The organism is Flexithrix dorotheae DSM 6795, assembly GCF_000379765.1.
Lineage (GTDB): Bacteria > Bacteroidota > Bacteroidia > Cytophagales > Flammeovirgaceae > Flexithrix > Flexithrix dorotheae.
The window spans coordinates 239,669-253,440 of the sequence record NZ_KB903432.1; the positions used below are offsets into that span (position 1 = coordinate 239,669).

Sequence of the window (13,772 nt, forward strand, 5' to 3'; positions counted from 1 at the left end):
TCCCTATGGCCGAGGTTCTCATCCTATTTGCTCATCCTAAATTTGAAAGTTCACGTGTAAACAAAGCATTAGTTGAAAAAATAAAGAAGAGACCGGGAGTAACATTCCATGATCTTTATGAGCATTATCCTGATTTTAATATTGACATTATTAAGGAGAAAAAACTATTGTTGGAGCATGATGTGATTGTTTGGCATCATCCGCTTTATTGGTATAGCTGCCCTCCAATACTTAAACAGTGGATTGATTTAGTACTGGAGTACAAATGGGCTTATGGTCCTGATGGAAATGCCCTGAAAGGAAAACAGGTTTTGAGTGTGATCACTGCGGGAGGTTCGCGTGCAGTGTATTGTGCTGAAGGAAACAATAATTATTCAGTCAATGAATTTATGAGGCCTTTTGAACAGACAGCCCGACTTTGCGGAATGACATATCTGCCTCCCTTTACTGTAATGGGAACACATTTATTAGCTGAAGAGGAACTTCAAAACTATAGTGAACAATATGATAAAGCAATTTCCTTACTGCAACAGGGAATTACTGCCCAAAAACTGGGAAGATGTGACTACCTGAATGATCTAAAACAACTTCATAATTCCATTATAAAATGAGCGGCAGTATTCTATTTGAAGCCATAATTTTTCTTGCGGGAGCTATTATTTTTGTTCCGATAGCCAAACGTTTTGGTTTAAGTTCCGTGTTGGGCTACCTAATTGCAGGAATGTTTATAGGCCCCTATGTATTTGGTTTTGTGGGGGAAGAGGGAGAAGATATTCTCCATTTTGCGGAATTTGGAGTAGTAATCATGCTCTTTCTTATCGGTCTGGAAATAGAACCAAAGAGCTTTTGGCATATGAGAAAAAGCATTGTGGGAATGGGTGGGTCCCAGCTTGTATTCACCCTGGCATTATCCCATATCGCTTTCTTATTTCTAGGATTTGACTGGAAGGTTTCTCTTGTCGTTTCCATGGCTGTAGTCCTTTCCTCCACTGCAATTGTCCTACAAACCATCAAGGAAAAAGGATTAATGAACACCTCCTATGGCACGGCATCATTCTCTATTCTCCTTTTTCAGGACATTATTGTTATCCCTATGTTGGCCGTGATTCCTTTGCTTTCGAATTCCAACCCGGCTGCTTCAACTGATACTCATGAAGGGGAAGTACAAACCTACTTATTAGAAGGTTTACCAATAGGAGTTCAAACACTGGCTGTAATCCTTTCTGTAGCCATTGTAATACTTGCCGGCCGTTACCTGATTGTACCTATGTTAAAGTTGGTCGCCACCACCAAACTAAGGGAATTACTTTCAGCCTCTGCTTTGCTTATCATATTAGGTCTGTCTTTTGCAATGGAATTAGTAGGGTTAAGCCCGGCTTTAGGGGCTTTCCTGGGCGGAGTAGTTTTGGCAACCAGTGAGTTTAAACATGAGCTCGAAAGCAACCTTGAACCATTTAAGGGACTGCTCCTTGGTCTGTTCTTTATGGCTGTGGGAGCTTCCATTAATTTTATTGTCATTCGGGAAAATCCTATAATGATAGGTGGGTTGGTTGCCGGAGTGATCCTTTTAAAGGCATTAGTGATATATCTCATTGCCCTCCTTTTTAAGTTAAAAATGGATCAGAGATTACTTCTAAGCATAGGATTGGCACAGATAGGAGAATTTGCTTTTGTATTGCTCTCATTTGCATTTCAACTAAATATTCTGACAAGAGAATACCTAGATATGATGTTGGTAGTAACCGCCTTATCCATGACACTTGCCCCAATATTGGGAATCATTAATGAAAGGGTAATCCTGCCAAAGGTGGGCACAAAAGAATCTGAAAAAAGACCCATTGACCACATCGCCAAATCACATAAAATCATTCTGGTTGGATTTGGTCATTTTGGAAGTACAATTGGAAGGTTTTTACGGTCACATGGGGTTGAGGCCACTATACTCGATCACGATTCCAATCGGGTAGATCTGCTGAGAAAAATGGGATTCGAAGTTTATTATGGGGATGCCACCCGGATTGACTTGTTGGAGTCGGCTGGCATAAATGAGGCTGATTTATTAATCAGTGCAGTTGACAACCCGGACACTACCATGAATCTTGTAGAAATTGTAAAGGAAAAATATCCACATGTGAAACTTATGGTAAGAGCTAAAAGCAGGTACGATGCCTACGAATTATTGAACTCAGGCATTGAGCATGTCTATCGCGAGTCCCTGGATACCTCAGTAAAACTAGCCGCGGATGTGCTTACTCAAATGGGATTTAGAAAATACAGCGTATACAGACAAGCCCAGAATTTTATTAAATATGATGAAGACAGTTTGAAAAGACTGGCTGATAAACCAAAGGATAGCCGTGAGTATATTTTCCAGGCAAAAGAAGAAATCGCTGAACAGGAAAAGCTTTTGGAAGAAGATCTTAAACGAGGATTTATTGAAGCCGATCACCATTGGGATAGTGAGCAAATGCGTCTTCAGAAAAACAATTCTGAAAAAAAGGCTTGAAGTGATTAATTAAATTTTTTCCGGAAGTTAACTCAATTAATTTGAGTAAAAAGTAATTCAGTTTTTCCTTTAAGCTCTTGATTTTGGATTGTAAAAACAATTCTGGTTACACCATCAGGCCAATATTTTTTTAAGCTTTCATCTGTCACCTCAATAAATTCAATCTTTGGTAATAAAATATTGGGATTATACTTTAATGCCAATTTAAAATCCTCTCCTTCCAATTGGAGGTTTCCTTGAGAAGTTTTAGATACCTTGCAATACGTAATTAAATTTAAGGTAGTCTCATCTTGACTTTTTTTAACCAATTCAAAATCATCCTGAATGGTAAAACTTTTCCCTCTTTTCAGCAAATAAGTCCTTTCCCATTTTTTTACATCTGCTAATTCGGAATAAGCTCCTGCAATATTTGTAGCAAATATAACTTTTTTGGAATCTGACTTGAAGGTAGAATTGACCGCTTTAAACTCAGCTCCGGGAGATTGGTCCTGTCCATTTATCCTTGGTGTATTATGAAATTGAGACTGCATGGTCCAAATTTCATAACGTTGTGGACTAAATGTTTTGGCTACATATTTTTCCCTACCTAAATCTATTAAGCAAGGTTTTCCATTGTAATACATCACACAGGAACCAACATCATTATGATTGTGATTTTCACCATTATGTCCACCTTTGGCAGCAAAAAAGAAACCTTGAGAACTCCCTTCTTTATCTCTTCCTCCGGCAATTTGGGTTTGTGGTAACCAAAAATCGCTAATCAGTACGTCCTTAGATGGAACTTCTTCTAATTCCTTTAGCCACATTAATTGCGAAATTTGTTCGTCAATTTTCCCATGAGGAGCTTTTTCTCCAAAGTCTTGTCTCTTCGCTAAATAGGCCCCAAATTCCTGCATTTTTGGATCATCAATAGCTTTTCCATAACTATAAATTACATCGGGATAGCTACCTGTAGAGGCATCTGCATCTGCAAAATTGATAAAATAGGGGTAGGCTATATAAGCTTTATAAATGTAGCTTCCCATTTTCTCTATTTTTGGAACATCAAAGAGATCAAATGCACCATTAGTAGCCCTTTTAAGCAGATCCAAATTTTTGAACATAGTGGCACCTGAATGCCCCCAGTAAGTCGGGCCTTCATCACAACCTCCATCTTCTGGATATTGATTTAAAAATACATCCAATGACCGAATTACTTTTTTTACTCCTTCGATCCGTTTTTCCTGGTCATCTTCTAAAATTAGTATCGCAGTTAACATATTGTGATTGACCCATGGAACCCAGTTATTTACTTGTCTGGGGCTAGTTAACCCCATCCACCAAAAGTCATCTCGCTGGTAATAAGGGATCACGGCTTTTTTCATAATTTCATCTTTTAGCCTTTCGGCTATCAAAGGATGAATATGGTCGAACTCGTCCTTAAAAAGGTACCAGGTCCAGGAAAGAATATTAGTGATTTCACCAACACCAAGGTCAACCAAAGGTTCGTTTATATCCGGCAATCCATGAGGTGATTTTTGATGCTTTAGGTGAGCGGACCAACCCCACCAGGTTTGCTCGCAGTAATACCAGGAGCCATTTACGATCTGGTCGATAAATCGACCTTTACCCTCGATTAATTCTCCCATTACCAGGGCTAATAAGGCAGTTCTGGGAGCTGCAAAAGCCTGTTGGTTTCTTCCTCCAGACCGAATAATTTCCAAATAATCAGTGGCTTTTACAACCGGCCAGTCATAATCAAGATATCCTGAAGCATTCTCAATATATTGTTTTTTTATTGAAAGAGGTACCTTTTCCCAAAATTCACGATTGTGGTATGTAGGATAGTTTAATTCAGAAAAATTTTGAATTAATTGACGCTCAAAATTAACTTCATCCGCCTTTTTTTGAAGCAGGTTTTCATTTTCTAAAGTTAAACTACTCAGTGTTAAAAGACTCAATATTAAAATTGAAGCTAAAATTTTCATATCCACTAGTATTTGGTAGTTAGGATTTGTAAAAGGATAAGTTGAAGAAAATCAGCATAATTTAGCCTTTTCAAAAGATTGATTTTCATTACAGGGTAAAAACTTTTTCCAATTCTACTGAAACAGGGGAATTATCAGGGTTTGTTTCCATAATATCCTTCATATAAGCCCACCATTTTTTCACGATTTCTGTATTTCCTAAATCCTGGGAATTACTATCTCCGGACACAGTTTGGAAGGCAAAAAGGATATTGGTTTCCTCATCAAGAAAAATATGGTATTCTTCTATTCCATTATCCTTTAAAAGCTGTCTTAACTCGGGCCAGATTTCATTATGCCTTTTTTCGTATTCTTCCTTCATGCCTTCATGAAGTTTCATTTTAAAAGCCAGTGTTTTTTTCATATTAGAGGTTGGACGTGTGAAGTTAAATTGTACAATTTACAGAAAGTTTCAAACTTTTCTTTATTAAAAGGCTTAAGTAACCGCTTCGCTTTATACTTAAGCCAGGTATGGTATTTCTATTTTTATATCACTTCTTTTTCACCAAAACCAACCAGTCTTTTTCCTTATCTTCGGGTGGAAAACCTATAGAAGTTACTCCCTTGGCCTCAATAGCTTCAACTGAGCCTGACAGAAGATTTCCCCCCGCTCTGGGATTATACCACTGAACAGAAAATTCATCCTGAGTATCTTTAAAATTGATTTCGGTAGTTTCCAGGTTTTCAGGGATAAAAATGGCATAAACTTCATTTTCTTTGGCCAGACAGAATGATAAGGTATCAGAAGTTAATTCATCCGCTGGTTCCATTTCCCAAAAAGGCAGGTGGTTTTCAAAAAACTGCAATGCATATCTGTTCTGATCCCAGAATAAATCCCGGCTTCTAAAGTCCTCACAGGTTAAATCGGAATGGGGACTCGCATATCCAAAATACCATTCTACCCCAAATCCACCTGCCATTAAAGTACCATACATGGCATTGGCTCGTGCCAGGTTGTGTTCCATATCTTCAGCATCCGGCAGAAGGGCAATATTGGCTTTTCCCGGTTCATCAACTGCCAAAGCCCATCTCTTTCCAGTAGCATCAGATTTCTTCTTCCATTTCAGCACCCGGGGATGTACATCAATAAAATCAGGGTGACTCAATTGTAAAGAGGCTCCCGTAAGTGGGGACTGATCTCCAATAAAAGAAGCATAGCGATCATCCTGGTTGGGGAAAGTATGGATCACTAGGTGATGCTTATATGGATCGAGATTGTAAACATAATTTGCCACTTTAATCACCTCCTCAATTGGCTGATTATTTTCCTCTCCCAAATTCCAGTTCATAGAAAGATGATGACCAAACCTGGCAATCAATTCCCTGTAATACAATTTCCCCTCCGTTCCGAAAATGCCTTTATCCATTAAGTGGTCAGTTTCGGTTTCGTGGGTTTTAAAATGTAAAAACATACCTTTCGTTTCTGCGTATTCCAGTACCCTTTCCCACTGTTCTAATTTGGAAATATCGAACCGGGTTTTATGAAAAAGGGAATCCCAGGCATTTTTATTCTTTTTTACATCTGCATATTCCTTATATTCCGATTCGGAAACTTTTAGCAGATAGGGAAATACATTCCGGTCATCTCCATCCACATTAAAAGTAAGAAATGAAAACACATTCAGTTCTTCAGCAGCCAGATAATTAATGGCACCCAGCAAATTTTTTCCTTTATTGCCCTGCCAGGTGAATGGCTCAGCTGAAGGCTCAAAATCCTTCTCATGTGCTGCCCATTTTTTCTGAAAATCAAAAACATTTGTAGAGGCATCAAAGTCTGCGTAGGCAAATAAATTCTCCGGAGCATCTACTCCTAGTTTAATGAAATATTTCCCGGTTTCTTCAAACTTTAAATAAGGCTCTCCTACATAGTTTAGCCTGCCTTTTGCCCGATTATCTATTCCTGTTTTATCATTGGGACTAATAGAAAATTCACCTTTTGCCCCATCCATATATTCCCCGCTTTGTGCCTTGGTAATATCATCGGCTATGGCAATTTTTTCTCCTTTTTTAAAAGAAACCTGATAATTCCATTCTCCAGTCTGGTTGGGAGTAAACCTGACCATCCACTTATTTCCTTTGTCAGCACTGGTTTCTGCCGCATTTCCATCGGCTGCATAAAATCCTGGCACTACAAATTTTTCATTGCCATTGGTAAAAGTAACATCAAGTCTGTAATTCAGAAATGGATTGTCATCTGCCATTTCGCTACTTTCCGGCCCATCGAAAATGAGTGTAATCCGATGCCATTTTTTGAGTTCTCCATCAATTTTAACCTTTGGAGGCTGTTGACAAGAATTTAAAACCAGAAGGAAAATGGAAAAAAAGATTCCTCTAAATAAGCGGGGGTGGGGGTCTATCATGGTTAATTAGTTTAGATAATTATAAGGCTAAAAAGTTGATAATTTTCCAATCTCTGGGGAGTGAATCCATATCCTCCTTGTTTCGCGAAGCGAAACAAGGAGGAGTTCTTTTCCCATTAAAATGAATTCACCTGAATTTGAATTACATTTTCCCCCGGCTGTAAGCGGAGGGTACCAAATGCCAGATTCACTTTTTCTCCATTTAGACTTACTACATGGTTTGGAGAAAAATCCACACTAAATTCTCCAACCATATTCGCTGGTAATGTAATGGAGTATCGAGTCAGTCTGTTGTTAACCTTTTCGTAGTCACCTTTAATTTGTCCCAATGGAGTAGGGTAGGTGATTGATGTACTTTTAAGACTCGCCATTTGTGGTTTTACACTCACCTTCCCAAAACCTGGAGTAATGGGTTGAATTCCCCATAAGCCTCTTGGAATAATATTAGCCGGAGCTGCTCCCCAGGCATGGTTCCAGTCCGCATTTGGTTTGTATTTCATATCCCATGCTTCCAAGGAAATGGTTGACCCGATTTTGATCATATTGTACCAGCTTCGGTCATGCGTAGCCGTCATTAACTCCAAAGCATAATCTGCTGATCCTGCATTATACAAAGCCTCCATTAAGAATTGTGCTCCGTAAACACTGCAACCCATTCCCCTGGTTTTGAGGTAAGCAGCTACTTTTGCTTTTCTGGATTCTGGTACAATATCGAAGGCTAAAGGCATCATATTGGCGTGAACTGATCCATGATCTGTCCCAACACCATCTCTGTAATACCCTCCTTCCTCATAGTATAATTTTTCATTAATGGCTCTTTTTACTTTAGCAGCCCTCAATTTAAAATCAAGTTCCTCCTCTGGTTTATTCAATACCCTGGCGAACTCTGCCATAATTTTCATATTTTGATAATAAAAACTATTGATCACAGTATTGATGGGCTTAAAAACAAAACCATCTCTTTCTCCTTCTGCTGTAGCTAGTTTCCAACCTGTGTCTTTCTGAGCAGGAGGCCAGTCTACAATGTCTCTTAATCTCTGGGTAGTATCGGCAAAACCCAAATCGGCCATCACTTTTCCATTCAACTTTGGAGAATGAGTACTGATGAAACCTTCTTCATTTTCCAAAGCTATCAAAGTTTTGTGCTTCAGGGGTTCGTAGTATTTCTCAATCAGTTCGGTATTTCCTGTGTACATATAGTCCTGATAAAACAATAAGGCCACATGCAATTGCCACTCAGTAGGCCAGGTAGGATAATCCATGAAATATTCTATGGTATTTCTTGCCATGGCATATTCATTATCCACACAATAATGGCTCAATTGATTGAGATACGCATCTGCTTCATAGGGAATTCGTTCTCTGTCTCCATCCACATAATAGCCGGCAAAAGTGGTGGCTTTGATAGAATATTTACAAAGATCCCAAACCTGATTCAAAATGTCATCGGTGCTTTCAAAACTACTGGTATGATTATCAAAATAACCAAAATAGGCTACCTGGGTTATATCCTCTTTTTTAATGGAAGAAGTTGCCCCTTCTATTTCACAATAGCGGAAAGGGAGGATTACCGGAAAGGAATCAGGCAAAGCCACTGCAACCGATTTTGTATTTCTTTCATCGGGAACCAGTTCAATCTGATAGTTTTGTTTATCAGGATTTACTTCCAGTTTCACTTCCTGATACCGAACATTTCCCGGAGGATTACGATCAATTTTTCCCTCCAATAGCTTTTCTCCCAGCCTGATAATTAACGTTTCTTTCTTATCTGATTTGTAATTTAACTGAAGTGTACCAAAGGCATCCTTTCCAAAATCTGCAAAATAACAGCCATTCGTTTTTTTAGTAATTGAAACAGGTTTAATTTTTTCTATCTGGAAAAAGTTATGGGTTGAAATATTTCCTTCAAAAGTCCCTGTTTTAAAAGCCTGTGGCTCAGCATATTCTGTCAATCTGTTATCCTGATCAAATATTCTTACTTTCCAAAAGTATTCAGTATTTGAATTCAAAGGCTCTCCTCCAAATTCTACGTTGGAGGAAGCACTCGTTTGCACCCTTCCACTATTCCATATATCACCAATATTATTCGCTAATAATGCTTTACTTGAAGCTACTAATATCTGATATCCTTTTTGAGTTACAGCTTCTTTTGGAACTTGCCATCCGAATTCAGGTTGGGGATCATTAATAATGGTTTTTCCAGGCTCCCGGATAGTTTCAACTGTTAAGTTGGAGGGAATTCCAGAATAAGGATCCGCAAATTTCTGAGTCAGCTGGTCACATTTCTGCTGCAATTCAGTCAGAACATCCTTGTATTTGGCGTCTCCGGCAAGATTGTTAAGTTCCTGAGGATCCTTTTCCAAGTCATACAATTCCGGAGCAGTTTTATCATTCACATAGCGCAAATACTTCCATTTAGCTGTTCGCACCCCTTCACTTGGAGGAATGTGCTCAAACTCCCAGAGATGTTCAATCAAAATAGTATCCCTGTCCATCGATTTTTGCTTGCCTTTGACCAAAGGCAAAAGGCTTTTCCCATGCCATGAATCTGGTTGGGAAACCCCTGCAAGATCTAAAATTGTGGCAGGCACATCAATATTTAAAGCCATATCTTCTACATCTTTCTGGCCTTTTTCCCTGGGATCGAAAACGATTAAAGGCACGCGAATAGAATTATCATACATGAGCCATTTTCCCGCCAGTTGTCTTTCACCGAGGAAATAGCCATTATCTCCCATGAGTACAATTACCGTGTTTTTATCAATCCCTTTCTCCTTTAGCTTCTTTCTGATTTTGGCAATTTCCAGATCTATTCCTTTTATCATTCGGTAATAGCCTTTCACACTGTGCTGATATTTTTCAGGTGTATCGTATCTCCATGTCCATCGCAATCGGTTAAATCCTTCCTGAACTGGTAGGGGTAATTGTTCGAAATATTTGTCCTCTGCCAATGCAGGACCGGGCATGTCCATTTTTTGGTACAATTTCCCTGATTCATCCTGCCAAAAATATTGTTCTTTCGCGCCATCGTGTGCATGAGGTGCACTAAAACTTAAAGACAGACAAAATGGTTGGTCTGAATTGGATTGCTCTATAAATTCAAGTGCCTTTTCCCCTGTATACCTTGTTAAGTGCACAGTATCATTCCCAATTTTTTTATAATAATATCCCCGATAATCTTTAAATTGGTTGTTTCTATCGTAATCCTCAATTTCATCGAATAATTCTTCTTTCCCGGGATAATTTACCCCAAACTTCCCATAAAAACCTGTGTAATAACCCGCCTCTTTCAAAAGTTTAGGATAAGCCCGATTCATGTATTCTTCGAGAATGGGAGCAGTTTGAAATGTATATTTATGTGTCCGCTCATGCAAACTTGTGAAAATACTCGCTCTGCTTGCCGCACAAATTGGAGTAGTAACAATAGCATTTTTGAAATAAGTCCCCTCTTTGGCCAGTTTATCCATTTCCGGGGTCTGGATAATTTTATTTCCAGCATATCCCAAAGCATCCCATCTCTGATCATCGGTCAGAATAAATATAATGTTGGGTTTTTCATTACTATTTTGTTGACCAAACGCTGAAAGCGCCCGAATCAAAAGTAATGTGATGAATAAAAATTTGCCCACCTGTTGAATTGTTTGTCTTTTCATATTTAGAGTTTGGTATTGAAATCTCTCGTTTTTCGATTTTTAAAACTTGTAAAGTTTTAAATTGACCACCAAACTATTGAATTAATCTAATTTACCTGTCCTGTTGTGTAGGTTTACCGGCAATACTTTTTGCAATACATGCAGGTTACGAAGAAAAATAATCTTTAAAAACAGCTTTCTGTTTCAGAGCATTTAATTGATCTTTCACCAGAGGTTTATCGAGAAAATCCATCACGAACTTATTTTCTTTTGCCAAATCCTGATCTTTAGGGTTAACACTGGAAGATAAGACAATGATATTTAACTGAGTTAGTAAATCGGGAAAAATATTCTCCATGGTTTCAAGAAATTCCCAACCTCCCATCACAGGCATGTTTAAATCTAGAAAAATCAGGTTGGGGATTATTTTTTGATCCGCCTTATTTTTCATGTAAGTTTCAAAATAATCGAAAGCCAATTGTCCATTTTCAACCGGAATAAAATTCTGGCAAAAATTTTCATCTTTAAACAAAAACTCAAAAAGCATTAAAGTTGTAGTATCATCCTCAATGCACATCACATTTGGAATCATATTAATCTTGTTATTTAAAAGTAATGGTGAACGTAGTTCCTATATTTTCTTCGCTGGTTACTTCAATATTTCCACCAAGGGAGGTCACCTGGGAATGCACCAGATATAATCCAATCCCTTTACTATTAGGATGATTATGAAAGCGCTGGTAAAGGCCAAAAATTTTATCCTTAACTTTTGCCATATTAAAACCTAAGCCATTGTCCTGAACCACCAACTGGTCTTTACCTTCACTTTTCCTGGTAGATATATTGATAAGGGGATACCGGTCCGGATGCGCATACTTTATGGCATTGGTAATCAAATTAAGTAAAATACTGTCCATGTATTCCTTATTAAATTTGACTTCTGGCACTTCCCTAAAATTATAATTGATTTCGGCTCCAGATTGTTTTATGAAGGAGGAAATAGCATTTTTCACTTCATTAAATCTTTCATTTACATCAATCATCCGGGTTGTCAGGTTTGTATTTTCTTTTATGATTAAAATTTTAATAAGGTCATTCAGTGTTTCATTCAAATTAGATGTGGATGCTTTTAATCCGTTAACCAACCGTCTAATTTTTTCGTCCTCTATTCTGGTATGATCCAGTAGTTGATGAATTCCAATAAGATTGGTTAAAGGTGCACGTAGATTGTGAGAAGTGATGTAAGAAAATTGTTTCAGTTCTGTATTATTTTGGGAAAGTTCTTTAATAAGTTGTTCTCTTTCCAGTTCAACTTTTTTCCTCTTGGTAATGTCTAGCATAATTCCATTAAAAATTACTTCATCACCTACTTTTAAAGGAATCGATTTTCCCTGAAACCATTTCATTTCTCCATTTCCACATCTTATTCTACCTTCATAATCCCAGTTGCTCAATTCAGTTACAGCTTTCTGGACTGAACTAAAAAATGCTTCCTTTTCTTCATCCGGTATCCGGTTGCCAAGTTCCCACTCATCACTTTGTTCATTGGTGGAAAACCCAAAAATTTCTTCCATTTTATCACTTACATAAGTGAAATAAGAAGACCCGTCTGATCTGATACAAAGTTGATAAACCACTCCGGGAACATTCTGGGCCAAATCCGTAATTCTTTTCTCACTTTCCCGCAATAAACTTTCTGCTTTTTTCTTTTCAGTGGCATCCCGGGCAATGCAATAGAACAATTCATCTTCATTGTCCCAATAAACTGACCAAATTATAGGTACCAATCTACCATCTTTTCTAACATATCTGTTCATAAAATTGGTAGTAGATATGCCGGCAGCTATTTCTTCAGCAGCTTTAGTAGTAATTTCCCGATCTTCCTCATAAACCAGGGAGATATAAGGAATACCAACAAGTTCTTTAGGAGAATAACCCAAGATTTTTTCCGATGCCGGACTTATTTGTTTAAACAAACCTTCTCTATCGATGGTACAAATAATGTCGAGTGAATGGTCCATTATTTTTTGCAGATTCTCCTGACTCTGCTTCAATTCTAAATCAGCCTTTTTATGTTCCGTGATATCCCTGGCAATTCCATAAACCCCAACAATTTCCCCATCCACTACTATTGGCATATTAGTGATGTTCAACTCCAAACGCTTTCCCTTATTGGTTATCATACCGGTCTGATATGTCTGTGGCTTACCTTCCAACACCTGAAGAAAATTGCCCATTACCCTGTCCAAATCTTCAGGAGCACAAAATGGTTTGAATGAAATTTTCTTCAGCTTTTCAGGCGAAATACCAATAAGTTCTAACAACCGCTCATTAAAAGAAATGAAATATCCCTTCCTATCCAGCGCAAATACAGCATCCGGATGTTGATCAAAAAGAGACTTATATTCCTGTTGGCTTTTTTCCAGTTGCCGGGTAATTAACTTTTTTTCATTTATATCCTGAATAGCACCATACAGCCTTACAATTTTTCCATCTCTAAATTTTCCTTTACCCATTGCTCTCACCCACTTTTCCGTTCCTGTTGCCGTAATTATTTTTAACTCTAAATCAAATGGAGTCCCATTATGAATACATACATTTACAGCTTCTCTAATCCGATCCCTGTTATTTCCTTCCTTATAAAAATTAATAGCAGTTTCCAATTCAGGCTCAAAATCTGCGGATACCTCATGTATTTTACTTATTTCTTCCGACCAGTAAAGGATATGATTAGGTAAATCCAATTCCCAAATTCCAATTTTTGCAGCATCCGTAGCTATTTTAAACCGCGTATAAACTTTGTTAAGGTACTCCTCAGCTTTATTTAAAGTCAGGTCTCTGGTAACTTTGGTGAACCCAATAATATTACCGTAATCATCATGGATAGCTGTAATTAGTACACTTGCCCAAAAAGATGTCCCATTTTTCCGTTTCCGCCATCCTTCGTCTCTTGCCTTTCCTTCATTTTTGGCCAAAGCCAGTAATTTTTGAGGTTTTCCTTCATTCTTATCTTTTTCAGTATAAAAAACACTAAAGCTTTTCCCAATTATTTCTTCCGATTTATAACCTTTTATTTTCTCAGCTCCGGAATTCCAGTTTTCAATTATCCCATCCTTACTTAGTAAAAGGATGGCATAATCCTCTATCTCACCAATAATTTTTTGAAAACTTAAGTTTTTAAGGTTTTGGATATTTTCAGTACGCATTAAAATTTGGTATTAAAAAGTATTCTTTTTAAGGGTTGGTTAGTTTAAATGAAATTTTGTAT

At 37.8% G+C, this 13,772-nt stretch carries 8 protein-coding genes; 2 read left to right on the forward strand and 6 right to left on the reverse strand.

The features are described from left to right. Positions 1–5 precede the first annotated feature (5 nt). A complete protein-coding gene (kefF, locus tag A3EM_RS0108310; protein WP_020527732.1) occupies positions 6–611 on the forward strand; it encodes a glutathione-regulated potassium-efflux system oxidoreductase KefF in 606 nt (201 codons plus the stop codon). Continuing rightward, positions 608–2,506 carry a monovalent cation:proton antiporter-2 (CPA2) family protein gene (locus tag A3EM_RS0108315; RefSeq protein WP_020527733.1) on the forward strand — a complete coding sequence of 633 codons (1,899 nt, stop codon included), beginning with the start codon at positions 608–610 and terminating at the stop codon, positions 2,504–2,506. The genes kefF and A3EM_RS0108315 overlap by 4 nt, the downstream gene beginning before the upstream one ends. A gap of 32 nt (positions 2,507–2,538) precedes the next feature. On the opposite strand, the gene A3EM_RS0108320 is transcribed toward A3EM_RS0108315, so the two are convergent. From A3EM_RS0108320 to A3EM_RS47035, 6 genes are all read right to left on the reverse strand, one after another. After that, a complete protein-coding gene (locus tag A3EM_RS0108320; protein ID WP_020527734.1) occupies positions 2,539–4,473 on the reverse strand; it encodes a heparinase II/III domain-containing protein in 1,935 nt (644 codons plus the stop codon). A gap of 88 nt (positions 4,474–4,561) precedes the next feature. Next, entirely contained in the window at positions 4,562–4,876 is a 315-nt protein-coding gene (gene rhaM, locus A3EM_RS0108325) for an L-rhamnose mutarotase (RefSeq protein ID WP_020527735.1), read from the reverse strand. 127 nt (positions 4,877–5,003) lie between these two features. After that, the gene (locus tag A3EM_RS0108330; protein WP_020527736.1) at positions 5,004–6,872 is read right to left on the reverse strand and encodes a DUF5060 domain-containing protein; all 1,869 of its coding nucleotides are present in this window, start codon (positions 6,870–6,872) and stop codon (positions 5,004–5,006) included. 116 nt (positions 6,873–6,988) lie between these two features. Then, positions 6,989–10,525, reverse strand: coding sequence for a sulfatase-like hydrolase/transferase (locus tag A3EM_RS0108335; protein WP_020527737.1), 3,537 nt, complete (start codon positions 10,523–10,525; stop codon positions 6,989–6,991). 145 nt (positions 10,526–10,670) lie between these two features. After that, entirely contained in the window at positions 10,671–11,096 is a 426-nt protein-coding gene (locus A3EM_RS0108340; protein WP_020527738.1) for a response regulator, read from the reverse strand. A 10-nt stretch (positions 11,097–11,106) separates the two neighbouring features. Next, positions 11,107–13,710 carry a PAS domain-containing sensor histidine kinase gene (locus A3EM_RS47035; RefSeq protein ID WP_020527739.1) on the reverse strand — a complete coding sequence of 868 codons (2,604 nt, stop codon included), beginning with the start codon at positions 13,708–13,710 and terminating at the stop codon, positions 11,107–11,109. Positions 13,711–13,772: the final 62 nt, after the last annotated feature.